The sequence below is a fragment of the uncultured Clostridium sp. genome, assembly GCF_900547735.1.
In the GTDB taxonomy this organism is placed as follows: Bacteria; Bacillota; Clostridia; order Lachnospirales; family Lachnospiraceae; genus Otoolea.
On record NZ_URHZ01000024.1, the window covers coordinates 1 to 25,616 of the forward strand.

Here is a 25,616-nt window from a genome sequence, read left to right on the forward strand (position 1 = left end):
AGGTTTTTTCGAGGTTAGTACCGTTATGCACTTCGAAGAGCGCAAGCGTTTCCCGTAGGAACTTTTTCTGCCCGGATTCCCCACCTGCGACAACCTCAAACCGGGACTGAAGACTCATAACCTCCCCTCACCATCCCGCCCCCCGACCGTCCCGGCGGCGTTCTCATTCCTCAATTAAATCCCCCCTTTAAAATAATATTTGAGAGGCCCGAAGGTGGACAAAGATGAAGAAAATCCTAGTAACGCTCCCGGTGACGCCGGAGCAGAAAAAACAGTATGCAGATACGGCTCCTGAAGCTGAATTTATCTTTTGCAGGAAAGAGGAAGTCACGGCAGAGACGGTGGAGAGCCTGACTGCGGTTATTGGAAATATCCCACCCTCCATGCTGGCGGAAAATCAGGCGGTAGAGTGGGTTCAGTTAAACAGCGCCGGAACGGACGGCTACCTGGCGGAGGGAGTGCTGTCGGAGACGGCCGTCCTCACCAACGCCACCGGGGCATATGGCGTGGGTATTGCGGAACATATGACCGGCCAGCTCCTGATGATGCTTAAAAAGTTTCCGGTCTATCTGGAAAACCAGAAATTACATATCTGGAAGGACGCGGGAACGGTGCGCCCTGTCTGCGGCTCCCGTATCCTGATCGTCGGCATGGGGGACATCGGAACGGAATTTGCCATCAGAATGAAGGCGTTCGGGGCGTATGTGGCCGGACTTCGGCGCACCGTCAGGGAAAAACCGGACTGTGTGGATGAGATGGATACGATAGATAACCTGGAACGGCAGCTTGCTCTCGCCGATGTGGTTGCCGTCTGTCTGCCCGGGACAAAGGAGACATTTCACATGTTTTCCGGCCGTCAGTTTGCGGCGATGAAAGAGGGAGCCGTATTTTTAAACGTGGGCCGCGGCAATGTTGTGGATACGGAGGCGCTTGTGGATGCGTTAAAGACGGGAAAACTGTCAGGGGCCTCCATTGATGTGTGCGAGAAGGAACCCCTGCCCGGGGACGAGGAACTGTGGGACTGTCCCAATCTTCTCCTCACGCCCCATGTATCGGGCGGTTTCCATCTCAAGTACACCGTGGACCGCATCGTGGATATCAGCCTGAAGAACCTGAATGCCTACATAAACGGCGGGGAATATTTAAGCGTTGTCGACAGGAGAACGGGGTATAAGATATCCGGGTCCGTATCCGGATAAAAAGCAGGGGTCCCCGGCTGCGGGCGTCTCGCATTCGGGAGGAAGTCCTGCATCCGGGGAGACCCCAGGGAACAGACGGAGGAAACAGTCAGAGGAAACAGAAGACGTGTATCTGAATAGAATAGACAGGTGAGGGAATAATCTAACTGTCATACAGTGTAAAAAAGACGGGGCAAACGGCCGCGGCCGGAGTGTATCGTAGTTACTGTTTACAGCGCAATGCGGTGCGAACAGTAACGTATAGTAATAAATACACGGATGAGAAATCGACAAAACCTTGAAAGTCTTGCATTTTTTGACAAAAATATTTATAATAGTGATTATTCTGTTGTAGCTGCACGGAAAAATGTATCCCATGAAGTCGAATTATGCGTTTTTGGGATACCGGACAGTTACAATTCTGTTAGGAATAGATAAACCGAAGGGGAAAGCCGCCCGGAGGCCAGGAGGCATTGTATATGGGAAGTTTGGAAATAATTAAAAAACTGGATCAGGAGATAGAAGCGCCGGCCGACTTTACAAGTCCCGAAAAACTCTATCAGGAACTGATATCCGGCATTCGCAAGTATCATCCGTCGGATGACATCTCGATGGTGGAGAAAGCCTACGATATTGCTTATAACGCCCATAAGGAACAGAAACGTAAATCGGGTGAACCGTACATTATTCACCCACTTTGTGTTGCCATCATACTGGCCGATCTGGAGCTTGACAAGGAGACGATCGTGGCAGGTATTCTGCACGATGTCGTGGAAGATACGGTAATGACGGAGGAGGAACTGACCACGATCTTTGGAGAAGAGGTTGCCCTTCTGGTAGACGGCGTCACAAAGCTGACTCAGATTTCATGGTCCATGGATAAGGTGGAGATCCAGGCCGAGAACCTTCGTAAGATGTTTCTCGCCATGGCGAAGGATATCCGCGTTATCTTAATCAAACTTGCCGACCGCCTTCACAATATGCGGACGCTTCAGTATATGAAGCCGGAGAAGCAGAAGGAGAAGGCCAGGGAGACGATGGATATCTATGCGCCTATCGCCGACCGCCTCGGTATATCGAAAATCAAGACGGAGCTGGACGATTTGTCCTTAAAATACCTGGAGCCGGAAGTTTATTACGAGCTGGCGGAGAAGGTGGCCCTTCGTAAGGATGCCAGAGAGGCATTCGTACAGGGCATCGTGAGTGAGGTGAAGAGCCATATCGACGATGCGGGCATCGAGGCGAAGGTGGACGGCCGCGTCAAACATTTTTTCAGTATTTATAAGAAGATGGTAAACCAGGATAAAACCCTGGAACAGATATATGATTTATTTGCAGTGAGGATTGTCGTGGAGACGGTGAAAGACTGTTACGCGGCCCTGGGCGTCATCCATGAGCTGTATAAGCCGATTCCGGGACGTTTCAAGGACTATATTGCGATGCCGAAGCCGAACATGTATCAGTCCTTACATACGACGCTTATCAGCAGCAACGGCCAGCCCTTTGAGATACAGATCAGGACATTTGAGATGCACCGCACCGCGGAATACGGTATTGCGGCCCATTGGAAGTACAAGGAGAGCGGCAGCGGCCAGACCGCGTCGGACAGCGCGGAGGCCAAACTCGCATGGCTGCGCCAGATTCTGGAATGGCAGCGCGACATGTCGGATAACAAGGAATTCCTGAGTCTCTTAAAGAGTGACCTGGATCTTTTCACCGATAATGTATACTGTTTTACACCGACCGGTGATGTCAAGAACCTGCCGAGCGGTTCCACGCCGATCGACTTTGCCTATTCCATCCACAGTGCCGTCGGCAACAAGATGGTAGGGGCCAGGGTCAACGGAAGGCTGGTCAACATCGACTACGTGATCCAGAACGGAGACCGCGTCGAGATTATCACGTCCCAGAATTCCAAGGGACCTAGCCGGGACTGGCTGAAGCTTGTTAAGAGCACACAGGCGAAGAACAAGATCAACCAGTGGTTTAAGACCGAGTTAAAAGAAGACAACATCATGCGCGGACGCGACCTGATCGACAAGTACTGCCGTGCCAAGGGTGTTAACTTTTCAGATATCAACAAGCCGGAATACACGGAGAAGGTCATGAAACGCTATGCCTTCAAAGACTGGGATTCCGTTCTCGCCTCCATCGGCCACGGCGGCCTGAAAGAGGGCCAGATCATCAACAAGATGCTGGAGGAGAGGAATAAGAAGCTTAAGAAGGAAGAGACGGATGAGGCGATTCTGGACGGCATCAGCAGCGAGGGCAGCAAAGTGCCTGTGCTGGCGGCCGGTAAATCCCAGAGCGGTATCGTGGTAAAGGGAATTCACGACCTGGCCGTGCGTTTCTCCAAGTGCTGCAGCCCTGTGCCGGGAGATGAGATTGTCGGTTTTGTTACCCGCGGAAGAGGAATTTCCATCCACAGGACGGACTGCATCAACGTGATCAATCTTCCTGAGGAGGAGAGGGAACGTCTGATCGACGCCGAATGGCAGCAGCCGGAAGGATCTACCGGCAAAGAGAAGTATTCAACGGAAATCAAGATATTTGCCAATAACCGTATCGGGATGTTTGTCGATATCTCAAAGGTATTTACGGAGCGGCAGATTGACATCACCTCGATGAACGTCAGAACCAGCAAACAGGGGAAGGCGACCATCATGATGGCATTTGACATCCATGGAATCGAAGAGTTAAATAAGCTGACGGATAAGCTGAGACAAATTGAAGGAGTGCTGGATATAGAGAGAACTGCGGGGTAAACTGGCAGTTTTCTCTTTCTATCTAAGAAGACGGTGAAAGGCGGGCATGGAATTGGAGATTACAAGACTGGTAGTAGGAATGGTGGAAACCAACTGTTATATTGCAATGAACCCTGAGAATAAAGAAGCGGTTATCGTAGATCCTGGGGATAACGCAGCGAAAATCGCCGAGGTCTGTGGAAAACTCGGAGCGGCGGTAAAGGGGATTTTACTGACACACGGCCACTTTGACCACGTGATGGCAATGGAAGAGCTGCGTCTGAAATATAAAGCGCCCGTTTACGCATTCGAACAAGAGGCGGAGATCCTGGCGGATCCCGATAAAAACCTTTCCTGTCAGTTCATGGGCGGAGGCATTCAGTTAAAGGCGGACCGGCTTTTAAAGGATGGAGAAGAATTTGATCTGATCGGATACCGGTTCAGGGTGATACACACACCGGGCCATACCTGCGGTTCCTGCTGTTACTATGTGGAATCGGAGCATGTGCTGTTTGCCGGGGATACCCTGTTTGAAGGATCATACGGAAGAATTGATTTCCCGACCGGCAATTCCAGGGATATGGTGAATTCGGTAGCCAATATCCTGTTTGCGCTTCCGGACGGCACCGATGTCTATCCGGGCCATATGGGCTATACGACAATCAAAGATGAAAAGAAATACAATCCGCTGGCCGGATACAGAGGGAGAACATTATGATAGCAATTCTGCTGGATGATAATTCCTTCGAGCAGGATATCAGGGAGCTTCTGATGGCCTTTTACCCGGGTGAAGCATTTACCCATAAAAGAGAGGAATCGGACGCGGCAAAATTCCTCGTAAAAGGGGGAAGGAACGGCGTCACCTTTGACCTCTCCATCGAGGACAACGAGGGACCGATGGAGGAGAGAACCATCCATTTTGCCTCCGTCAGGCCGGATTTTACCAGCCGGTTTGAGACGAAGAACCTGATTAAGCGGACACTTTACGGTTTACTGCGCACCCGCACGGGAAAGGAACTTCCCTGGGGAACGCTGACCGGAATCCGCCCGACCAAGATCGCGATGACAAAGATTTTGGAAGGACATGACGAAGAGTGGGTCCGCGGCTACATGAAGGAAACATATTATACAAGCGACGAGAAGATTGAACTGGCTCTTGCTGTGGCAAAGAGGGAGATCGAACTTCTTGCGCCCGTAGATTATAAAAGGGGATACAGCCTCTACATCGGGATTCCGTTCTGCCCGACCACCTGCCTTTACTGCTCTTTTACCTCTTTCCCGATTGGAAAGTGGGAGGGAAAGACAGGGCTGTATCTGGACGCTCTGTTTCAGGAGATGGATTATGTTGCGGACAGAATGAAGGGACGCCCTCTGGATACCATCTATTTTGGCGGGGGGACGCCGACTTCCTTAAGCCCCGAAGATCTGGAAACGCTCCTTAGAAGACTGGAAACCACCTTTGATACGGCCCATGTGCAGGAATTCACCGTGGAAGCGGGCAGGCCCGACAGCATTACAAAGGAAAAGCTGCAGGTGCTGAGAAACCATGGAATTACGAGAATTTCCATCAATCCTCAGACCATGAACCAGAAGACGCTCGATCTCATCGGCCGCCGCCATACGGTGGAGGATGTGAGGGAGAAGTTCCACCTGGCCCGAGGGCTGGGATTTGATAATATTAACATGGACCTCATCGTCGGCCTTCCGGAAGAGACCATCGATGATGTGAAAAATACAATGGAAGAAATAAAATTGCTGGCTCCGGACAGCGTCACCGTACACTCCCTGGCAATTAAGAGAGCGGCCAGGTTAAATATGTTCAAAGAGCGATACGGCGATTTGAAGATTGTGAATACACAGGAAATGATAGATATGACTGCCGATTACGCCCACGGAATGGGGCTGTATCCCTACTATCTGTACCGCCAGAAAAATATGGCCGGGAATTTTGAGAATGTAGGTTATGCCGCCCCGGGTAAAGAATGTATTTACAATATCCTTATCATGGAAGAGAAGCAGACGATCATGGCCTGCGGCGCGGGCACTACGACCAAGGTGCTTTACCCGTCCGAGAACAGGCTCGAAAGGGCTGAGAATGTCAAGGATGTGGAGCAGTATATTGAGCGTGTCGGCGAAATGTTCGGGAGAAAAGAAAAACTGATTGCAGTCATGGAATAAATGAGATGAAATATATGGGATGAAAAAGTGCTTGCAAAATTACCAATGTCTGCTACTATGGTTTTTAGACGGAAAACGGCCGCTTGAGAAAGCAGGGACAGACGGTAAGATTGGCGGCTGCCGCTCACGGAGCGGGCGGTGACAATTGGCGAACAACAAAGAATAAGGAGTGAAGACTATGGCATTAAAGAAAAAACCGGTAACCGGAATGAAGGATGTTCTTCCGGCAGAGATGGAACTCAGAGATTATGTGTTAAATATTATTAAAGACACTTACAGAGGATACGGCTTTTCCTCAATTGAAACTCCTTGCGTTGAACATATTGAGAACCTGACAAGCAAACAGGGCGGCGATAATGAAAAACTGATCTTCAAGATTTTAAAGCGCGGCGAGAAACTGAACCTGGAGACCGCAGAAACCGATGCGGATCTGGTGGAAGAGGGACTCCGCTATGACCTGACCGTACCGCTGTGCCGCTATTATTCCAACAATGCGGCCAACCTGACGACTCCTTTTAAAGCGCTTCAGGTAGGCAGCGTATGGCGCGCCGATAAACCTCAGAAGGGCCGTTTCAGACAGTTCGTACAGTGCGATATCGACGTTCTCGGAGACGGAACAAACCTGGTGGAGATCGAGACAATCCTGGCTATCACTAAGACGCTTACCAGAATCTGCCCGGAAAAGGCATTTACCGTGCGTGTCAATGACCGTGCCATTTTAAAAGGCATGGCTGATTACAGCGGTTTCCCGGAGGATGAGACAGACCGGGTATTTATCATTCTGGACAAGATGGACAAGATTGGTTTAAACGGCGTTGCGGAGGAGCTTCTGGAGGCGGGATACGCCAAAGAATCCGTGGATAAATATACGGACCTCCTTGCCAATATCAAGAATGACGCAGACGGCGTGAGAGCGCTGGGCGAAAAGCTGGCTTCCGTTATGGATCCTGAGAAGGCGGAGAACCTGGCTTATATTATGGAAACCGTAAGCGAGATCAACGACGTTGAATGCGGCCTTGAATTCGATCCGACCCTGGTAAGGGGAATGGGATATTATACGGGAACCATTTTCGAAGTTTCCATGGAAGGATTCGGCGGCTCCGTAGCAGGCGGCGGCCGTTACGACAAGCTGATCGGCAAGTTTACGGGCGTGGATACACCGGCCTGCGGAATTTCAATCGGTTTCGAGCGTATTATCACCATCCTGATGGAGAGTGGATTCAAGATTCCGTCACTGGTAGGCAAGAAGGTATTCCTGTTTGAGAAGAATCTCAGCAAAGAGCAGTTTAAGAAGGTGCTTCAGGCGGCTCAGGAGGAGAGGGCGAAGGGCGTGCGTGTGGCCGTTGCCCAGATGAATAAAAACAAGAAATTCCAGAAAGAGCAGCTTATGAAGGAAGGATTTGAGGAGTTTGTAGAGTTCTACAAAGATTCCATCTAACATCCATCCGGTTTCGGGAAGCGTAAAAAAGCGTTCATACCGGAAACATGTAAAAGGTTATCACGGCAGTTCCATACAGGGGCTGCCATATATCAAATACTAAATTAAGATACAGTTACAAAAATCAGGAGGAAACAAACATCATGGCAGAATCAATGGCAGGGCTGAAACGTTCCCACCGCTGTACGGAATTATCCACCGCGAATATCGGTGAGACGGTGACGGTGATGGGCTGGGTTCAGAAGAGCAGAAATAAAGGCGGAATTATTTTCGTGGATTTAAGGGACCGTTCCGGCCTCTTACAGATCATTTTTGAGGAATCGGACTGTGGAGCGGAGAGCTTTGCCAAGGCGGAGAAGCTCAGAAGTGAATTTGTTGTTGCCGTAACCGGTAAAGTGGAAGCACGTTCCGGCGCGGTCAATGAGAACCTGAAGACGGGTGAAATCGAGATCAGGGCCAATTCCCTGCGCGTGCTCGCCGAATCGGAGACGCCTCCTTTCCCGATCGAGGAGAATTCAAGAACCAAGGAAGAGCTTCGTCTGAAATACCGCTACCTGGATCTCAGAAGACCTGACCTTCAGAAAAACCTGATGATTCGAAGCCGGGTTGCCATCCTGACCAGAAAATTCCTGGCCGAGGAAGGTTTTCTGGAGATTGAGACACCGACGCTCATCAAGAGCACACCGGAGGGAGCACGCGACTATCTGGTGCCCAGCCGTGTTCATCCGGGGGAGTTTTATGCGCTTCCGCAGTCCCCGCAGCTTTTAAAGCAGCTCTTAATGTGTTCCGGTTATGACCGCTATTTCCAGATTGCAAGATGCTACCGTGATGAGGACCTCCGCGCGGACAGACAGCCTGAATTCACACAGATCGATATGGAGCTTTCCTTCGTAGATGTGGAGGATGTGCTGGATGTCAACGAAAGACTGTTAAAGACCTTATTTAAAGAGATCTGCAACTATGATCTGGAACTTCCAATCCAGAGAATGACATGGCACGAAGCGATGGAGCGCTATGGCTCCGATAAACCGGATCTCCGTTTCGGAATGGAACTTAAAAACGTTTCGGAAGTGGTAAAGGACTGCCAGTTCGTCGTATTTAAGGGAGCGCTGGAAAACGGCGGTTCCGTCCGCGGCATCAACGCCGAAGGACAGGGAGCAATGCCGCGTAAGAAGATTGACGCCCTTGTAGAATATGCCAAAGGTTTTGGAGCCAAAGGCCTGGCTTACCTGGCTATCCAGGAAGACGGAAGCTACAAGTCCTCTTTTGCAAAGTTCATGACCGGGGAGGAATTAGACGCCCTTGTAAAAGCCATGGACGGAAAAGCGGGCGATCTGCTTCTGTTTGCCGCCGACAAGGACAAGGTGGTATTCGATGTGCTCGGAAATCTCCGTCTGGAACTGGCGCGACAGCTCGACCTTTTAAAGAAAGATGATTTTAAATTCCTCTGGGTAACGGAATTCCCGCTGTTTGAGTATTCCGAGGAGGATGAGAGATATGTGGCGGTGCATCATCCATTTACGATGCCGATGGAGGAGGATCTTCCTCTGATCGACACCGATCCGGGTGCGGTGCGCGCCAAAGCTTACGACATCGTGCTGAACGGCACGGAGATGGGCGGCGGTTCCGTCCGTATCCATCAGGCGGATGTACAGTCCAAGATGCTGGAAGTTCTGGGCTTCACACCGGAACGCGCGAACGAGCAGTTCGGCTTCCTTTTAGACGCATTTAAATACGGTGTACCGCCTCACGCAGGACTGGCATATGGCTTTGACCGTATGGTTATGCTGATGGTGGGAGCGGACAGCATCCGTGACGTCATTGCTTTCCCGAAGGTAAAGGATGCGTCCTGTCTGATGATGGAAGCGCCTGCATCGGTTGATGATAAACAGCTTGAAGAACTGAGTATTGCAGTTGCGATTGCCGGTACGGAAGAATAATGGAACAGTAATATAAAAGCCCCTGCTTTCTGATGAAGAAACCAGGGGCTTTTACATTACTGTAGATCTGCTGTAGCCCGTAGGTGAAAGATCCGCACGGCGGGCTTACCGCAGTTGGATCACGCTATTTCCGGGTCATGAGGTATTTCACAATGTAATGGTAGGCTAGAACCGTATAAGTGGGCATTACCACAATATAGGATGCAATATTGAATAAGGTAAAATTGTAATAGTTTGAAATTTCCCCATACTCCAGCAGATACCGGCACAGGATTCCAAGGACGGTCAGCATCAGGGTGACGGGATAGATTACTTTCTCTTTCTTAGGCCCGTAAACCCCGGCGAATCCCAGCCCTATTATGCCGTAGGACGCGATCAGCAGATATAATTTTGCACTGTCGAGCGGAAACAGGTCGCTTCTGATTGGGAATGTGAAACATCCGGCAAATGCCACGTAAACAAACAGCACAGCCTTGACAACGGCAGGTCGTCTTTGCAAAAAGTTATCTGCATGTCCGGCCGTTCTGCTCCCGGCCCAAAAACAGATTGCGACGGTCAGTACGGCTATAAGGATAAAAAACAGAATGACGGCCATATAACACCTCCTTCAAAATCGGGTTGTATAGAAGTATATCACAAATCAAACCGGAAATACAGAGATGATATAGAGCCGGGGTACTGCATGGATAACATCCGTTACTGTTCACTGGAAATTCCCGACGGGTGTTTTTACGCATAATATGCATAAAACGTTATGATTTATTGCCGGAACTGCATTCGTACAAAAACATTTCACACAGGTTATCGGCGGCAATTTCCTTTTGAAAAGAGGAATAGGTTATGACGTTTGTAAACCCTGTTTCTCTTAAAATCTGTTCCATTTCTCCCAATTCGTAGAGATGGGTTTGAAAATCCATAGTCTCGCGCTGCAATAATTCCCTGCCGCTGTAAAGTTCATAAATCCCGGGAGAAAATTGTGTCCGGCTCTTTTCATCATAATAGTTTTTACTTTTCAGTACTAAGTCAAATCCCTCTTTTGTTTTTACCGAAACCGCAGTTTTATATTCCGTATCATCCGGACACCGGTCGGCAACCGTATCGACAGCAAAAACAAACTTTCCTCCCGGCGCCAGCCGTTCCTTCAGTTTTTGCAAAATACTTTTACACAGTTTCATGTCTGTAAATAATGAAACCGATCCGGAAGAAATAAAAATATAATCATAATATTCGTTCGAAGAATATTCCGTGATATCGGCCTGGATCACCTTCGCATTGGGAGCTTTCTGCTTTAATTTTGCAAGCATTTCCCCGGATAAGTCCATTCCACTGATATCAAACCCTCTGTCTGCAAAGGGGACTAAAAAACGTCCGCTGCCACATAACGGTTCTAATATTTTCTTCCCGTGTTCTGCATAGGAAAGATAAAAAGCTAATTCATCCTGAGGAGCTTTTTCATGTAAGATTTCATACATTTCCGTACATAAGCTTCCGTAATAATTTTGTTTAAATTCCATTGTATGCACCGCCTTAAATTCCAGTTTATTTTTTTATTCGATTATACCATGATCTCCACTGGTTTACCGGACTGATTTATTAAATATGATGGAGTGATAAATATATTTTGTTTTGCTGCTATGACGGCGGCGTGCAGGGAGGCTGCACGGTAAATAAAAGAAATGTTTTTCTGACTATTCTTAAATGTTGAAAATTATTTTCTGATATGATATAGTGGAAGCAGTAGGAGTTTCATGCAAAACAGGCAGAAAAACACCTTGCGGAATACTGCCTGTAGAAGTGAACGCATATTTCCAAATAGTGGGAAAAAGTTGGCTGTACAGTTGAATGATCCCGTGATTAAAGTTATAATAGATACATAATTAAGAGGGATTGCACAGGGATCGGTCCGGTGGGAATTTCCGGGGAAAACTGCATTTCGGCAGATTATAAAAAAACGGGATGGTACGCATATGAGCAAAGAATTTCTGACAAGAATAAGAGCTTCTTCAAATCAATTTACAAAGGCTGAAAAGAAGGTGGCAGATTTTGTGCTGCAGAATCCAAAGAAAGTTTTGTTCATGTCCATCACTGATTTGGCGGAAGCTTGCGATGTGGGGGATACCAGTGTTTTCCGCTTCTGCAAGACGATGGAATTGAAGGGATACCAGGAATTTAAGATGATGCTTTCCCTGGATCTGGGAGACGAGGGGAAGAAGCATAACCAGTTTACCGGGGATGTGGAGCTTGACGATACATTCATGGAGCTGTCCCAGAAAGTTTTGAATACCAATATATCGGCCCTTCAGGAGACCTATTCCCTGCTGGATCGTGAGACTTTTGAGAGGGCGATTAATATTTTGGACGGAGCCAGGAAGATTTATTTCTTCGGTGTCGGAGCCAGCGGTTTGACGGCCATGAAGGCGATGAATAAATTCCTGCGCATCGAACCGAAGGTGTACTGTCTGCAGGATTCCCATATGCAGGCCATGGCGGCCTCCACTCTGGGACCGGGGGATGCGGCGGTCATGATATCTTACTCGGGAGCCACGAAGGACACAATCCAGGTGGCCGAGATTGCCAGAAAGGCAGGCGCCAGCACCATCTGCATCACCCGCTTTGTCAAATCCCCGCTGACCTCATTTTCCGACGTGACGCTCCTGTGCGGGGCAAACGAGGGCCCGCTTCAGGGAGGTTCCACCTCTGCCGAGATCAGTCAGTTATTTCTGATAGATTTGGTATATACGGAATACTACCGCCGTCATTTTGAAAACTGCCGTGATAATAACCAGAAAACTTCGGGAGCCGTTTTGGAAAAGCTTTGCTAGAGCGCAGAGGGTGGAATGAATTTCCAAACATGTTCCAGGCGGTTTTGCCGGTTGGAAAGAATGGACAGGATGGAAAGAATAATCGAATAATGATAAACAGATAAGAGTCCGGGGCCTATGGCCGCCGGACTCAGACTGTAGACAAACTATATTTTCCTTATATCAGGAGTTTGAGGGTGTAACCCTCATTTCAAATCACGTAGGTGGAATTCAGTTCCGCCGTAGTGCTGAACTGCCGATTTCTAGGGGCTTTAGCCCTTGCGCGAGGAAATCGGCAGTTCTTCCTTCGGTGACTAGAATTTATGGCGTTATGCCATGAATTCTACAGAGTGGCGACTTTGTCGACACTCTGAGTCCGGGGCCTATGGCCGCCGGACTCTTGTTGTATGACAGGCAATTTCGGTGCTCCTTTTATTCCACTCCCATCTGCCTTTTCAGCTCAGCCAGGGCGTCGTCGACATCCGGCGAGGAGTATTTTGCAATCAAATCTTCCTCCGCCTTCTCCCCGGAGCCGGTCAGCTCCGCCATCGCCTCCTGGGCCGCCAGATTCGCGTCGATCTTCTCGGCCATCTCGTTAAATTTGCTCAGGCTCCCGGCCATATTTCTGGATTTGAGGGCATTGGCCTTCTGCTGGCTCCTGGCGGCTATGGCCTTGGATTTCAGTTCATCTTTCTTCATCTCCATCGCATGGATCTGATCGGCAAATGAATTCAGAGCCGCCACGGATTTATCAGCCGCCTCCTCACACTTGGCCACGACGGCCGCCTGGGACTCTTCGCGCCCCTTGTCTTCGGCCGCTTTCTGCAGCGCCTTTCTGGCATCGTCATCATTTCCGGCTTTTACTGCTTTCTCGGCGATGGACTGCCACTGGGCGCGGCTGTCCTGGATTTTCTTAAGCTTATCCCTGGCAACGGTCAGATTGCCCTTCACGGAGGCCGTGTCTTTCAGCATGACCGAATATTCTTCCTTCGCATCGCTGATACACTGATCAATGATCTTCTCCGGATCTTCAAAGCGATCCAACAGCTCGTTGACGTTTGACTTGACGATTAAACTGATTCTCTGAAAAATAGTTGCCATAAAATTAATCTCCTTCTGATTGATTTCTCGTTTTTCACTCCGTTAATCTTTGTATTTATCCTTCAGCGCCTCATCTTCCAGGATCTCGATGGGCGTCTCCAGAATCTTCCGCTTTTCCTCGGCCTCTTTCACATCGAGTTTCTTCTTTTTCAGGATGATGGTTCCAATCACCAGGAAGATCACCACGGTGCCGAATACGAGTACGAATCTCATGGCCATATCATATGACGTCGTCGTTTTCCGCATAATCCGTTCCGCCGATTTTTCAAAGACAGTGGCAAAAAATTCATTGTCGTCCAGGTCGGACGTATAGTAGTAATCTGAAAAATCATAGATGATTTCCTGCGCCTCGTAATCGATCACGGAAGAGGCCTGGTTGCCGAGATAAAGGTATTCCTTATACACGCTGCTTTCATACTCCAGGAACAGGAAGAGCAGATGGCCTTCATCTTGAAAGAGTTCATCATACCGCTTCTGAAGATAGTCCTCCGCCTCGGAGTCCGTGAGATCTCCTCCCTTTCCATTGATCTGGTCGGTGATGATCACATAGGGCTGAACTCCGGTCTCCCGATAGAACGTACGGAGGCCCTGCTTCATCTTCGAACTGTTGGTTATCCATCCGATGTGATCCTCATACCATACCATGGATTCCGTACACGCGGCGGCGGGCAGCGGATCCCGGTTCGTGGTGCTGACCGTTATTTCCGCATTGTCTGATTTTACAATGGGCGGGAGCAGCGCGATGAGCACAAAGAAGAGGATTACAGCGCCTAAAATCAAGGCACAGCCGCCGTTATTTGAGCCGGAACCGGAATTTCCCCCTCCTCCATAGTTCTGTCCGTAGGGGCCGGACGGACCCGGCGAACTGTAAACCGGACCGTCGTTCCGGCGCGGCCTTGGCGGAACAATCACGATCGGCCTCGGCGGTCTGGGCGGCTTCGGCGGCCGGGAAGAACCGAAGGAATTAGAGGTACGTCCCGTGCCGGAGCTTCCGGAACCCCAGAAGGAACTCCCTCCCCCTCTGCCCGTTGAACTGCCGGAGTTTGTTCTGTCCGAAAAACTCCGGGATGAACTGGAACTGCTCGAGAAGCCCTTTGATGAGCTGGGGCGGCTGGAACTGCCGGAACTGCTGGAACTGCCGAAAGAGCTTCTTCCGCCTCTGCCCGCTGAACTTCCTGAACTTGATCTGCTTGAAAAACTTCTGGATGAACTGGAGTGGCTTGAACTGCTTCGTCCTCCGCTGGAACTCCTTCCTGATGCGCCTCCTCTGGCCAATCTTTTACCTCCTCCGCCTCTTTTTTTATATAAATCATACCATCAAAACCTTTATTTGTCACCAAAGACTTAATCGTTTCGTGAAAAAACTGATTTTTATTAATAATTCCAATTACTTCCAGATATTGAGCTTCTCCATCTACTCAATATTCTATTTTCGTACTCCGGGACAAAGAAGGAACTCTTAAAAAACCATCCGGATATAACGATCCTGGCATAACCATCCTAACATAACGATCCTGGCATAACGACCTGGCATAACCATCCGGACTAACCATCCGGATATAATTATTCTGACATGCTGGAAACAGCCCGCCCGGATAAGTGAAATGGGCGGAGTCAAGAAAGAGCGCAGAAAACTTTATTTCTGCATTAATATCGATTTATTCGCGTACCAGTTTGACAGCATTTACCGATGGAATAAGAAAAATAGGAAAGTACAAATTTATTTCCAGGAGAATAAACATGCATAAAAGACAAAAAAATACATAGTTGAAAACAAAATAAGAAAATCTTTACGAGATGTTAATTTACATCAGATTATTAGTATGTATAATTAGATTATACAAGTTGAATACATACGGATATTCACAGGTATGAATGAATCACTTATGGGAAAGTGAAAATTAAAAGGAGGATATATCATGAGGGGAATTAAAAAAGCCACAGCGCTGGCGCTTACGGCGGCAATGGCGATGAGCCTTGCAGGCTGCGGAAGGAATGCGGGAAACGCGGGAAAGGCACAGGCTCCGGCCGCCGGTTCGGGGGAAAGCACGGCGGAATTACAGGGAGACCGGACGGCTCAGGTGACAATAAAAATCGGGCATGTGGAGGCGGAGGACCGCTCGACCCATCAGGCCCTGGAACAATATTTTAAACAGGCGGTGGAGGAAAAGTCGGGCGGTACAATCCGGGTGGAGATTTATCCGAACAGCGCCCTGGGCGGAGATTCCGAGCTGACTGAATCGGTCGCCATGGGAACGCTCCAGGCGGCTCTGCCGTCCACATCCGTTCTCGTTTCATACTCTCCTGAATTCGGCGTTATGGATATGCCGTGGCTGTTTGACAAGGCGGAGAACGCGTTTGCGGCAATGGACGGGGATATGGGAGCATATTTCAATGAAAAGCTGGAGACGGTAGGAATCCACTGTCTCGGATATTCCTATAACGGTCTGCGCAGCATGACCAACAACGTGCGTCCAATCACAAAGCCGGAAGATCTGAAGGGCCTGAAGATGCGCGTCATGGAGAATCAGGTTTTTATCGACTTCTTCAATACGCTGGGAGCCAGCGCGACGCCGATGAGCTTTAATGAACTGTTTACCGGACTTCAGCAGAATACCGTGGACGGTCAGGAGAATCCTCCGTCTCTGATCTATGCCAGCCGTCTCCAGGAGGTTCAGAAATATTTAAGCGTGACGGAACACGTAAATAATTTCCTTGGATTTATCATGAATAAAAATTTCTACGACGGGCTTACCGCGGAACAGCAGCAGATTATCACCGAGGCGGCGGCCGAATTTGTCAGCCGGCAGCGCCAGATGGAGCTTCAGGATACCCAGCTCTACATAGACAAACTAAAGGAAGACGGAATGCAGGTCAACGTGCTGACACAGGAAGAAAAAGCTGTTTTTAAAGATGCTCTGGCCCCGATGTATGAAAAATACAAGGCGCAGTTTGGAGAGGAAGTATTTGCCATGGCGGAGAAATACGGACAGTAGGGGGAAGTTTAAAAAGGAGTGAAAGCATGAAAGAAAAGAGTGTTTTAGCTAAAATAGTGGGTGTATATGACAGTCTGGAAGAGTACCTTCTGATTACGAGCCTGGTCGGCAATGTACTTCTCGTATTTTTGCAGGTCGTGATGCGGACCGTATTTAAAAATTCGCTGACCTGGTCGGAGGAACTTTCCCGGTACATATTTATATGGCAGATTTGGCTGGGGGCCAGCATCGCTTTAAAATACAATGAGCACATCCGTGTCACCCTGATCTATTCCTTTGTAAAAAACGGGAAGGCCAAAGCAGTGATTGCCCTGGCGGCCGATCTGATGTGGTTTCTGTTCTGCGCCTATATGGTGATAAACGGGAAAGACCTGCTTGTCTCAATGGCGGCCAGAAACGCGGCTTCATCCGGGCTGCAGCTTCCGCTCGTTTACGTTTATATGGTATTTCCGATTGCCTCGTTTTTAGTGTGCCTGAGACTTTTGGGAGCGCTCGGCACGGACCTTAAGAGACTGATGGGAAAAAGTGTGGAAGAGGGGGGAACTGATTTATGAGTGCACTTGTATTGTTTGGAAGCTTTTTCGTACTACTTTTGTTAACTGTCCCGATTGGGTATGCAATCGGCATTTCCAGCCTCATTGCCATCTATTACTTTTCGGACATACCGCTGATTATTATTGCGCAGAAATCCATCACCGGAGTTGATTCATTTCCGCTTCTGGCGATACCGTTCTTCATGCTGGCCGGGAACCTGATGAGCAGCGGAGGCATTGCGAAGCGGCTTGTGAATTTCTTTGACTCCCTGATTGGCCATGTAACGGGAGGCCTGGGGATGGTTACGATTATTGTGTGCATGTTTTTTGCCGCAATTTCCGGATCTGCGGTGGCCACGGTTTCGGCCGTCGGCGCCTTCATGATTCCGGAGATGGTGAAGCATGGATACAATAAACCGTTCAGCGCGGCTCTGACCGCGGCAGCCGGAACGATAGGAGTTATCATTCCGCCCTCTATTCCCTTTGTCATTTACGGCGTCGTGTCAGGAACATCCATCACGGATCTGTTTACGGCAGGTTTCCTGCCCGGAATCATGATGGGCGTCGCCCTGATGATCGTGTGCTACTTTGTATCGAAAAAATACGGGTACAGAGGCAAGGAAAAGGCGTCCAGCCCGGCGGAAATATGGAAAGCGTTTAAGGATGCGTTCTGGGCAATCCTGTCACCGGTTATCATATTGGGCGGAATTTATTCGGGTTTCTTCACACCGACCGAGGCGGCCGTCATCTCCGTCGTATACTCCTTTATTATCGGTGTGTTTGTATACAGGGAACTGGATCTCAGGGGAGCATACAAGTCGTTTAAGGATGCAATCGTGGTCAACGGCGCAACCACATTTATGGTCGGTTTTTCGACCGTGTTTGCCGCTTTCCTGACCATGGCTCAGATTCCGAATATGATTGCACAGGGAATCCTGGGGCTGACCGACAACGCGATTCTGATTCTGCTGATTATCAATATCTTCCTGCTGATTGTGGGCATGTTTGTCGATAATATCCCGGCAACGATTATCCTGACCCCGATCCTGCTTCCAATCTGTACGGGAATTGGAATGCATCCTGTCACATTCGGAATCATGCTGACGATGAACCTTGCAATCGGTTTCTGCAGCCCGCCTTACGGCATCAACCTGTTTGTGGCTTCTTCCATCTCCAAGGTGTCAATCGAGGAGCTTACGAAGAAGATAATAAAACCGTTACTGGCGCTGATTGTCGTGCTGCTTTTAATTACATATATACCTGCTTTTACAACGATCTTTTTAAAGAGGTAAAGGTTTAGCAGGGAATTCCGGTTACCGGATGAAAACTGCCGATACGGAAAAAATATAGTTTGTTTACAATTGGAGAGCCCGCAGGGGCTCTTCTTTTTGCGCTGCTGCGATTACGGATCCGCGGCAGCAATCTAAAGCAGATGATAGTTAAAAAGATGATATAGCAAATAATAATCAGATAAAAAAACCTGACCTCCGGGGACAGGTTTGGAATTACTATAATTATCTAATAACATATATATTGTTCTTAAAAAAAATAAAAATATTGATTTAAGATTACATATATCAGATAATGTCAAAGGATGTACCCGGAAAAAATCGAAAATAATAAGCTTGACCTGTCCCCAAAGTACACGGATATACTTTGATTAAAGGTGGTAAAACACTTTGGCCGGTGTCTTTTTATTACCGCTTGCAGAGATAAAACAATGACAGAAAAATGATGAAGAAACGATAAAATTTATAAGGAGGATAAGGAAAGATGAGGATGTACAAGGAGGCAGCACGCAAGACTTATGAACGCAGCCGGGAAGTGACGGAACTGGTGGGCGGCATTATCGAAAATGTCAAACGCAGAGGGGATCAGGAAATTCTGGAACTGACGAAAAAGTTTGACGGGATTGAGATGGAATCTGTGAAAGTGGGAAGAGAGGAGATTGAAAAGGCATATTCCCTCATTTCACAGGATACGGTTGAGGCCATCAGGAATGCCGCCGCACAAATACGTTTCTTTGCCGAGAAGCAGTTGGAGTGTATGAAACCGCTGACAACGGCGTCACCGGTGGCCGGAGTGACGCTGGGACACCGCCTGATTCCGGTTGAAACGGTAGGCGCCTACGTGCCGGCCGGCCGCTATCCGCTTCCGAGTACCGCGCTGATGCTGGCGATTCCCGCAAAGGTAGCCGGTGTCGGGAAAGTAGTGGCCTGCAGCCCGGCGGCCAAAGGATACGGGACAATCCACCCGGCTGTCCTGGCGGCGATGGACATTGCCGGAATTGATGAAATTTACTGCACCGGAGGAGCGCAGGCAATTGCCGCCATGGCATACGGAACGGAGACCGTGCAGAAGGTCGATCTGATAGCAGGGCCGGGAAACAAGTTTGTGACCGAGGCCAAGAGACAGGTTCTCGGCAATGTCGGAATCGACAGTCTGGCGGGACCGAGTGAGGTTCTTGTAATTGCAGACGAACTGGCGAATCCGAGGTATACGGCCATTGACCTGCTGGCCCAGAGCGAGCACGATCCCAATGCAAGGGCAACGCTCATCACCACATCGGAGCAGTTTGCCGGAAAAGTACTGGAAGAGCTTTATAAGTTTGCCGATGAACTGTCCACCGGGGAGACGGCGAAAAAATCGTGGGAGGACAACGGAACCATTATTATCGCGGACTCCCTGGAGGAGGCAATTGCAATCTCCGACGATATTGCGCCGGAGCACCTGGAAGTACATACGCACAACAGTGATGCGGTTGCCGCGAAGCTTCGGAATTTCGGTTCCCTCTTTATCGGGGAATATACGCCCGTTGCATTTGGTGATTACTGTTCGGGAACCAACCATACACTTCCGACGATGGCAACGGCCAAGTATTCGAACGGAGTCTGGGTCGGCACATTTTTAAAAACATCTTTCACCCAGCATATCTCCAGGGAAGGCTGCGGCAACCTGTCCAAAACATGTGTGCAGCTCGCAGGGGAGGAAGGCCTGTTTGCCCATCAAAAATCGGTACTGGTACGTGTGGAGCAGATGATAAACTGAATAAAAGGAGGACTTATATGAATATTCTTCAGGGGAAAAATATTTTTGACGTAGAGGGAAAGGTGGTTCTTGTCACAGGAGCGGCGACGGGACTGGGAGAGGGATATGCCCATATTTTCGCAGAATCGGGATGCAGGGTGGCATGTGCGGATATCAATGAGGAGCAGGTAAAACAGACGGCGGAGGACATCAGAAGCCAGGGCGGGGAGGCGGCGGCCTTTGTGGTGGATGTGACTAGTCAGGACAGCATCAAAGGCATGGTAAAAGCCATCCTTGAAACATACGGCAGGATAGATGTGCTTGTCAATAATGCCGGTGTGGAGCATATAGAGCCTTTTGTGGAAGTGAGTGAGAAACACTACGACTTTATTACGGGCGTCAACTTAAAGGGCGTGTTTTTTGTAGCGCAGGAAGTGGCAAAAGTGATGAAGGCAAACGGCGGCGGGAAGATCATCAATATCGGTTCCCTGGGAAGCTATATCGGCCTGGCCGAATCCAGCGTATACTGTACCACCAAAGGAGGAGTCATCCAGATGTCGAAGACGCTCTCCATTGAACTGGGACCGGACCATATCCAGGTGAACTGTATCGCGCCGGGATACTTTATCACACCGATGACAAAGCCGTTTTATGACGACCCGGAACACCGCGCCTGGATTGAGAGCCGGATTCCGCTCCACGAGTGGGGAACCGTAGCCGATCTGGCGGGACCGATGCTGTTCCTTGCTTCCTCGGCAAGCGACTATATTACAGGCATCACAATCAAGGTGGATGGCGGCTGGCTGGCAAGCTGATAATAGAGAAGGGAGGAGTGAAATGAAGGCTCTCAGATTTTATGGGATTCATGATTTGAGGACGGAGGAAACGGAGATCCCGGAGTGCGGGGAAGATGAGGCTCTGATCAAAATAGCCTACGCCGGTATCTGCGGTTCCGATCTTCACATCTATAACAAGGGTATGTTCATTCAGAACATACCCGAAACAATGGGGCATGAATTTGACGGGGTGATTGAAAAGACAGGCTCCTGCGTAAAAAATTTCAAACCGGGGGACAAGGTGACAGCCAATCCCATGGTCCCGTGCGGCACGTGTAAAAGCTGTCTGAAGGGAAGCTTCAATACATGCGGGGCGCTGGGATTTATCGGAGAGGTTTCACAGGGATGTTTTGCGCAGTACATTGCGGTAAAAGAAGAAAAGTTAATCCGTGTTCCGGATTCCGCCGATTTAAAACAGATTGCCCTGTCGGAGCCGCTTGCCGTAGCCGTAAATATCTGCCGCAGGGCGTCGTTTAAACCGGGTGACCGGATTGCCCTGATCGGGGCTGGGCCCATCGGCCTTCTAACGATTGCCCTGGCAAAGCAGGTATACGGGGTGGATGACATTACGGCGGTGGATTTGTCGGAGAGCCGCCTCAAACTGGCGGTAAAGCTCGGAGCATCAAAGGCCGTGCAAAAACCGGATGAAAATGACCGGTTTAACAAGGTGATTGAGGCCGCCGGAGCGCCTGCCACCTTTACAATGGCTGCGGAGCACGTGGAGGCGAACGGATTTCTCTATGTGGTCAGCATTTTTGAAAAAGATTTCATATTTGACATTAACGCGCTGGTGGCCGGACAGGTTACACTGGTTGGCTGCAATGTGTACACCGATGAGGATTTAAGGGAGGCGGTTTCCCTTATCGCAGAAAAACGTGTGGATATCAGCCCCGTCATTTCCGGTGAATACACACTGGAAGAGGGCAGAAAGGCGTTTGAACTTCTGAGTTCTGTGGATAAGAGCGCGGCAAAAATCCTGTTCAGGATGTGAGAGAGGAGAAAACAGATGGAAGGCACTTTATTTTTGGGATATCCGGCCAGCACCGGTATTTTGATTCTTGGAACAATCGTGATTGCTGCAATTGCCACTTTTACATTTTATAAGGGCTGGTGGAAGCTGTAGGTTAAAAAGGAGGTAAAGTATGAAAATTCAGAATCTCGGACAGGCCATGGGAATCGAAATTCCGCTCATTGTACCTGTGGTCCTTATTGTTTATATGCTTGCCATACTGGCAATTGGACTCTGGTCGGCGAGAAAGGTCAAAAACTCGGAAGACTGGTTCGTGGGAGGACGTTCCATGGGCCCCTGGATTACGGCTCTTGCGCACGGTTCCAGTTCTCTCGGAGGCGGCATGTACATAGCCGGTCCGCAGTACGGCTGGGAAGCGGGAGCATCGGCATTGTGGGCGGCGCCGGGCGATGTGTTCGGGCCTTTACTGAACTTCGGTATCCTGGCGCGCAGAATGCGCCGCTATACGGAGAAGGCGAAAACACTGACCATATCGGAATTTTTCGGACACCGCTATTACAGCAAGGGAGTGAGAAACTTTTCCGTGGTTATCCTGGTTATTGCAATGCTCATCAGCCTCGTTGTGGAATATATGGCAATGGGAGTCCTTGTTTCGGCGGTAACGGGCTGGTCATTTATCATTTCCCTGATCTTCGGCTGTGCGGTTATCCTGATTTATACGGGCGCAGGCGGATACCTGGCCGTGGCTTACACGGACTTTGCCCAGTCAATCCTGATGGTGGTCGGAATGCTCATTTTAATCCCCGTCTGTATCGCAAGCGTGGGCGGTCTGGAAGGAATGAACGCGGGACTGTATGCAATCAATGAAGGACTTCCCACCCTGTGGGGCGAGGATTATTACCTGAAGGGAGCGCCCCTCCTGATAGCGGGTATGGCGCTTGTCTATTTTATCGGTTATATGGGGCAGCCCCATCTGATTCTGAAGACGGTTGCCATCAAGGATGACAAATCCATCCGTCTTGTTCCGATGATCGGCGCCGTGTTTGGGTTTATGCTGGCTTTCGGCGTATATACGCTCGGCTGTGTGGGAAGAGTCGTATATCCCGATATTTCCATGCTCCCGGGAGGCAATGCGGAGTATGTGCTGCCGATGCTGGCGCTGACAAAACTTCCGGCTCCTCTGGCCGGGCTATTGCTGGCCGGGGCCTGTTCCGCAGTTATGTCAACGGCGAGCGGCCTGCTGCTGGTCATCGGCTCCGCCATTGGCAATGACCTGTACCGCAATTCCGCATCCGGAAAAACGGCGTCGGAAGATCAGGTAATGAAGGTGACGAGAATGTCCACCTACCTTTTGGGAATTGTTTCGGTGGCAATGTGCTTTATTCCCGTTTTCCAGCTCGGCGTATACCAGCTCACCTGGATCGCCTGGTCCGTGCTTTCCCCGGCTTTCATTCCGTGTATCGTCGGCGGTCTTTATTGGAAGAGAGGGACAAAAGAGGGAGCTTATGCGGCAATGATTTCAGGCTCCCTGGTAGGGGCATTCTGGTATTATCTGCTCCAGGAATCGACCAACATCCATACGTTCTTCGCGGCGCTTGTCATTGCGGTTATAGCCTATATTGTAGTGAGCCTGAGGACGCAGAAACCGCCGAAGGAGATAGAAGATTATGTTGATTATGCGGCGGCCTTTGAGGATGCCGAACCGGTCAACGTGGTCAAATCTGGAATTGTGATGAGCTCCGGACAGCTTGCCATGGTGATTGAAGGACAATAAAGGATAAGATAAAATACGATAAAACATCCCGGCATATTTATAAAATAATACGGCTGAGGAAGAAGGAGCTGCCATGAGGAAAATTAATGTGATGACGGGAATCCGGTTTAAACCGGAGCATTTAATTGAACGGCTGGGCAGAAAGAAACGGTACGCCAGCCTCTGCTGCCGCCATGTGTCCACGGTCTACAGCCCATGCTGGGTGTTTGAATTCCGGGTCCTTCTTCAGGCGTCGAAACACACCAGCCGGTATGCCGGATATTACGCCGGGGTGGATGAAGTGAATATGGTTCCGGGCAAGATACAACTGCTGCCCGGGGCCAAAGAAATGGAAGTACCCGAGTATACGGTTCTGAACAATAAAGGCGATGAGAAACAGGCGGTGGATATGGCCTGGAATTACAATAAAAACTGGATTACAATAAAATACAAGAACCTGTACGCTCCCCCGGTACTGGAAGAATACAGGACACATCTGTATTACAAAATATTGTATGTCATGGAGTTCTACAATAAAGAATGCGGAGAAAAGAAATACATGGTCCTGGATTCCCTGACCGGAGATCTGGAAAAAATCGCGATTGAACAATAAGAGCGGATAAAGTAAATACGATGGATTTTTCATTGGCGGAGAATAGGGAAAATCCAAAACGGGAAGTGGGATCGCAGAAACTATATCTTACTGCGGTCCCACATATATGGATGGCTGAGACGGAAACCTCCGTGGAATATCAAACAGATTTTAGAACGCCTCCCGGAGAAGCCGGTTTATCATATTCTTTAAACGGAATGATAACCCGGAGAATCCAGAAGTCTTTATTATTCGTAATCATCGGGCTGATCAGCCACTCCTCGACGGACCAGTCGGCCAGTTCATATCCCTGGGCTTTGGCCCAGCGCAGCAGGCCGGTATAAGTGTTATAAAGCTTTTTGTCCTTCGGTGTTCCGATATGTACGGCGCAGACACCGCGGAATGCCGGAATTTTATCATAATGGAGACACGGTTTTTTCGTGTCCACCACGGGAACGGCTATTTTGTAATCGTGTATCTGGTTGTCGAAGCTGCAGGTATTGCTGTCAAAATGATTATACAGCACATAGAGAAGCGCACCCAGGGAGGCGACATTCACTTCCTGGGATATTTTCTGGATTTTAGCCATGTATTCGATATCGTAGCATTCCTCATCCTCAAAGTTGGTCTGATAGGACAGTGATATCATATTCTGCTCCGGAAAATCGACCACCTCATATCCCAGATCCGTATCAATTTTGTGTTCGTGAAGTTTCAGGACGGAAATTGCTTCGATCAGTTTCGTATAAACAATCATGCTCTGCTCATAGCGCAGCAGACTCTCCTGAAGGGCATCTCTGGCTCCGACCATCTTTTTCTCTATCGACATCTGAATACTGCCGATATTCCTGCCATAAATAATATCCTTTATTTCACTCAGCGACATATCTATATTCTTAAGCGCCTTGGCTGCCACAATCTCACAAATATGCTGGTGCGTATAATACCGGTAATTATTATCCTTAAACCGGGGAACCGGGCTCAGCATACCGCGTTCTTCATAGTAGCGAAGCTGTTTTCTGCTCACGTCGCATAGCTGGCAGATTTCATTCGTATTAAAAGTTTTCAAAGAGTCCCCCTCCGTTCTCCTTCCGGTGTGCGGCCGCATCCGTAAATGTCATTGCCGAGATAACGTATGTTTTACAGTTAATCCTAGAGCGTGTTTGAAAATTCATTCCCGCCATCTGCACGCCCCACTTTGTGGGAGATTTGGGTCCAATGAAGAAGGCGTAGCCCACTACGCCTTCTTCATTGGACCCAAATCTCCCACAAAGTGTGACGCACAGCTGACGGAAAGCAATTTTCAAACACGCTCTAGTAAAATGACAGATATATTCCAAGTATAGGTATGGAAAAGCGCTTTGTCAACAGCGGAAGAGGAGGGGAATCTGAGCCGGGAAATGAGAACGATGCCGATGGTTGAAACAGTTTCGTAAGATCAGCGTTATTCAGGTAGAATGATTGAGAAAAATGTCATTTCATGGTAGTATAAAAGGTAACGGCAAAGAGAGAAACACCCGCCGTTATAT

The 25,616-nt window shown here is 49.2% G+C and carries 22 protein-coding genes and 1 pseudogene; 17 read left to right on the plus strand and 6 right to left on the minus strand.

Annotation, left to right across the window (positions count from 1 at the left end; all coding sequences use genetic code 11):
- Positions 1–224 precede the first annotated feature (224 nt).
- From QZT18_RS09605 to aspS, 6 genes are all read left to right on the plus strand, one after another.
- Positions 225–1,199, plus strand: a complete 975-nt coding sequence (locus QZT18_RS09605) for a D-2-hydroxyacid dehydrogenase (protein ID WP_294147165.1) — start codon at positions 225–227, stop codon at positions 1,197–1,199.
- A 458-nt stretch (positions 1,200–1,657) separates the two neighbouring features.
- The gene (locus QZT18_RS09610) at positions 1,658–3,943 is read left to right on the plus strand and encodes a bifunctional (p)ppGpp synthetase/guanosine-3',5'-bis(diphosphate) 3'-pyrophosphohydrolase (protein ID WP_294147167.1); all 2,286 of its coding nucleotides are present in this window, start codon (positions 1,658–1,660) and stop codon (positions 3,941–3,943) included.
- Between the two features lie 46 nt (positions 3,944–3,989).
- Complete coding sequence (locus QZT18_RS09615; protein ID WP_366925840.1) at positions 3,990–4,640, plus strand: MBL fold metallo-hydrolase; 651 nt, start codon at positions 3,990–3,992, stop codon at positions 4,638–4,640.
- Entirely contained in the window at positions 4,637–6,100 is a 1,464-nt protein-coding gene (gene hemZ / locus QZT18_RS09620) for a coproporphyrinogen dehydrogenase HemZ (protein ID WP_294147170.1), read from the plus strand. The genes QZT18_RS09615 and hemZ overlap by 4 nt, the downstream gene beginning before the upstream one ends.
- 178 nt (positions 6,101–6,278) lie before the next feature.
- Entirely contained in the window at positions 6,279–7,538 is a 1,260-nt protein-coding gene (gene hisS, locus QZT18_RS09625) for a histidine--tRNA ligase (protein WP_294147172.1), read from the plus strand.
- Between the two features lie 143 nt (positions 7,539–7,681).
- Positions 7,682–9,478, plus strand: a complete 1,797-nt coding sequence (gene aspS, locus QZT18_RS09630; RefSeq protein WP_294147174.1) for an aspartate--tRNA ligase — start codon at positions 7,682–7,684, stop codon at positions 9,476–9,478.
- Between the two features lie 124 nt (positions 9,479–9,602).
- Here the strand turns inward: aspS and QZT18_RS09635 are convergent, their stop codons facing one another.
- Complete coding sequence (locus tag QZT18_RS09635; RefSeq protein ID WP_294147176.1) at positions 9,603–10,073, minus strand: hypothetical protein; 471 nt, start codon at positions 10,071–10,073, stop codon at positions 9,603–9,605.
- A 157-nt stretch (positions 10,074–10,230) separates the two neighbouring features.
- Positions 10,231–10,992, minus strand: a complete 762-nt coding sequence (locus tag QZT18_RS09640; protein ID WP_294147178.1) for a bifunctional 2-polyprenyl-6-hydroxyphenol methylase/3-demethylubiquinol 3-O-methyltransferase UbiG — start codon at positions 10,990–10,992, stop codon at positions 10,231–10,233.
- Positions 10,993–11,445: 453 nt separating this feature from the next.
- Here QZT18_RS09640 and QZT18_RS09645 point away from each other — a divergent pair, with 453 nt between their 5' ends.
- Positions 11,446–12,300 (plus strand): MurR/RpiR family transcriptional regulator, encoded by an 855-nt coding sequence (locus QZT18_RS09645; protein ID WP_227029536.1) that lies wholly within the window; start codon positions 11,446–11,448, stop codon positions 12,298–12,300.
- A gap of 411 nt (positions 12,301–12,711) precedes the next feature.
- Here the strand turns inward: QZT18_RS09645 and QZT18_RS09650 are convergent, their stop codons facing one another.
- Both QZT18_RS09650 and QZT18_RS09655 read right to left on the minus strand, forming a co-directional pair.
- Positions 12,712–13,380 carry a PspA/IM30 family protein gene (locus QZT18_RS09650; RefSeq protein WP_294147182.1) on the minus strand — a complete coding sequence of 223 codons (669 nt, stop codon included), beginning with the start codon at positions 13,378–13,380 and terminating at the stop codon, positions 12,712–12,714.
- A gap of 42 nt (positions 13,381–13,422) precedes the next feature.
- Positions 13,423–14,160, minus strand: coding sequence for a hypothetical protein (locus tag QZT18_RS09655; RefSeq protein WP_294147184.1), 738 nt, complete (start codon positions 14,158–14,160; stop codon positions 13,423–13,425).
- 199 nt (positions 14,161–14,359) lie between these two features.
- Between QZT18_RS09655 and QZT18_RS09660 the strand changes: the two genes are divergently transcribed.
- From QZT18_RS09660 to QZT18_RS09700, 9 genes are all read left to right on the plus strand, one after another.
- A complete protein-coding gene (locus QZT18_RS09660; protein WP_294147186.1) occupies positions 14,360–14,728 on the plus strand; it encodes a hypothetical protein in 369 nt (122 codons plus the stop codon).
- Positions 14,729–15,299: 571 nt separating this feature from the next.
- Positions 15,300–16,376 carry a TRAP transporter substrate-binding protein gene (locus tag QZT18_RS09665; RefSeq protein ID WP_294147188.1) on the plus strand — a complete coding sequence of 359 codons (1,077 nt, stop codon included), beginning with the start codon at positions 15,300–15,302 and terminating at the stop codon, positions 16,374–16,376.
- A 26-nt stretch (positions 16,377–16,402) separates the two neighbouring features.
- Complete coding sequence (locus QZT18_RS09670) at positions 16,403–16,930, plus strand: TRAP transporter small permease (RefSeq protein WP_294147189.1); 528 nt, start codon at positions 16,403–16,405, stop codon at positions 16,928–16,930.
- Positions 16,927–18,201, plus strand: a complete 1,275-nt coding sequence (locus QZT18_RS09675; RefSeq protein ID WP_294147190.1) for a TRAP transporter large permease — start codon at positions 16,927–16,929, stop codon at positions 18,199–18,201. The genes QZT18_RS09670 and QZT18_RS09675 overlap by 4 nt, the downstream gene beginning before the upstream one ends.
- A 481-nt stretch (positions 18,202–18,682) precedes the next feature.
- Entirely contained in the window at positions 18,683–19,957 is a 1,275-nt protein-coding gene (hisD, locus tag QZT18_RS09680) for a histidinol dehydrogenase (protein ID WP_294147194.1), read from the plus strand.
- A gap of 17 nt (positions 19,958–19,974) precedes the next feature.
- Positions 19,975–20,751 (plus strand): SDR family NAD(P)-dependent oxidoreductase, encoded by a 777-nt coding sequence (locus QZT18_RS09685; RefSeq protein ID WP_294147195.1) that lies wholly within the window; start codon positions 19,975–19,977, stop codon positions 20,749–20,751.
- 22 nt (positions 20,752–20,773) lie between these two features.
- Complete coding sequence (locus tag QZT18_RS09690) at positions 20,774–21,763, plus strand: zinc-binding dehydrogenase (protein WP_294147197.1); 990 nt, start codon at positions 20,774–20,776, stop codon at positions 21,761–21,763.
- A gap of 151 nt (positions 21,764–21,914) precedes the next feature.
- Positions 21,915–23,516: a sodium/proline symporter gene (locus QZT18_RS09695; RefSeq protein WP_294147199.1), complete on the plus strand. Its 1,602-nt coding sequence runs from the start codon at positions 21,915–21,917 to the stop codon at positions 23,514–23,516.
- Positions 23,517–23,589: 73 nt separating this feature from the next.
- A complete protein-coding gene (locus QZT18_RS09700; RefSeq protein ID WP_294147201.1) occupies positions 23,590–24,108 on the plus strand; it encodes a hypothetical protein in 519 nt (172 codons plus the stop codon).
- Between the two features lie 139 nt (positions 24,109–24,247).
- On the opposite strand, the gene QZT18_RS09705 is transcribed toward QZT18_RS09700, so the two are convergent.
- Both QZT18_RS09705 and QZT18_RS23535 read right to left on the minus strand, forming a co-directional pair.
- Positions 24,248–25,156 (minus strand): MerR family transcriptional regulator, encoded by a 909-nt coding sequence (locus tag QZT18_RS09705; protein WP_294147203.1) that lies wholly within the window; start codon positions 25,154–25,156, stop codon positions 24,248–24,250.
- Positions 25,143–25,334 (minus strand): annotated as a pseudogene (locus QZT18_RS23535) (DUF6783 domain-containing protein); the annotation flags it as partial. The gene QZT18_RS09705 and the pseudogene QZT18_RS23535, both read right to left, overlap by 14 nt.
- Here QZT18_RS23535 and QZT18_RS23540 point away from each other — a divergent pair.
- Positions 25,251–25,433, plus strand: a complete 183-nt coding sequence (locus tag QZT18_RS23540) for a DUF6783 domain-containing protein (protein WP_366925844.1) — start codon at positions 25,251–25,253, stop codon at positions 25,431–25,433. The pseudogene QZT18_RS23535 and the gene QZT18_RS23540 overlap by 84 nt on opposite strands.
- The last annotated feature ends 183 nt before the right edge of the window (positions 25,434–25,616 follow it).

What these genes read in the sequence shown, in the direction of transcription:
- QZT18_RS09605 (WP_294147165.1), top strand. Translation starts at nt 225, where the DNA reads ATGAAGAAAATCCTAGTAACGCTCCCGGTGACGCCGGAGCAGAAAAAA.
- QZT18_RS09610 (WP_294147167.1), top strand. Translation starts at nt 1,658, where the DNA reads ATGGGAAGTTTGGAAATAATTAAAAAACTGGATCAGGAGATAGAAGCG.
- QZT18_RS09615 (WP_366925840.1), top strand. Translation starts at nt 3,990, where the DNA reads ATGGAATTGGAGATTACAAGACTGGTAGTAGGAATGGTGGAAACCAAC.
- hemZ (WP_294147170.1), top strand. Translation starts at nt 4,637, where the DNA reads ATGATAGCAATTCTGCTGGATGATAATTCCTTCGAGCAGGATATCAGG.
- hisS (WP_294147172.1), top strand. Translation starts at nt 6,279, where the DNA reads ATGGCATTAAAGAAAAAACCGGTAACCGGAATGAAGGATGTTCTTCCG.
- aspS (WP_294147174.1), top strand. Translation starts at nt 7,682, where the DNA reads ATGGCAGAATCAATGGCAGGGCTGAAACGTTCCCACCGCTGTACGGAA.
- QZT18_RS09635 (WP_294147176.1), bottom strand. Translation starts at nt 10,073, where the DNA reads ATGGCCGTCATTCTGTTTTTTATCCTTATAGCCGTACTGACCGTCGCA.
- QZT18_RS09640 (WP_294147178.1), bottom strand. Translation starts at nt 10,992, where the DNA reads ATGGAATTTAAACAAAATTATTACGGAAGCTTATGTACGGAAATGTAT.
- QZT18_RS09645 (WP_227029536.1), top strand. Translation starts at nt 11,446, where the DNA reads ATGAGCAAAGAATTTCTGACAAGAATAAGAGCTTCTTCAAATCAATTT.
- QZT18_RS09650 (WP_294147182.1), bottom strand. Translation starts at nt 13,380, where the DNA reads ATGGCAACTATTTTTCAGAGAATCAGTTTAATCGTCAAGTCAAACGTC.
- QZT18_RS09665 (WP_294147188.1), top strand. Translation starts at nt 15,300, where the DNA reads ATGAGGGGAATTAAAAAAGCCACAGCGCTGGCGCTTACGGCGGCAATG.
- QZT18_RS09670 (WP_294147189.1), top strand. Translation starts at nt 16,403, where the DNA reads ATGAAAGAAAAGAGTGTTTTAGCTAAAATAGTGGGTGTATATGACAGT.
- QZT18_RS09675 (WP_294147190.1), top strand. Translation starts at nt 16,927, where the DNA reads ATGAGTGCACTTGTATTGTTTGGAAGCTTTTTCGTACTACTTTTGTTA.
- hisD (WP_294147194.1), top strand. Translation starts at nt 18,683, where the DNA reads ATGAGGATGTACAAGGAGGCAGCACGCAAGACTTATGAACGCAGCCGG.
- QZT18_RS09685 (WP_294147195.1), top strand. Translation starts at nt 19,975, where the DNA reads ATGAATATTCTTCAGGGGAAAAATATTTTTGACGTAGAGGGAAAGGTG.
- QZT18_RS09690 (WP_294147197.1), top strand. Translation starts at nt 20,774, where the DNA reads ATGAAGGCTCTCAGATTTTATGGGATTCATGATTTGAGGACGGAGGAA.
- QZT18_RS09695 (WP_294147199.1), top strand. Translation starts at nt 21,915, where the DNA reads ATGAAAATTCAGAATCTCGGACAGGCCATGGGAATCGAAATTCCGCTC.
- QZT18_RS09700 (WP_294147201.1), top strand. Translation starts at nt 23,590, where the DNA reads ATGAGGAAAATTAATGTGATGACGGGAATCCGGTTTAAACCGGAGCAT.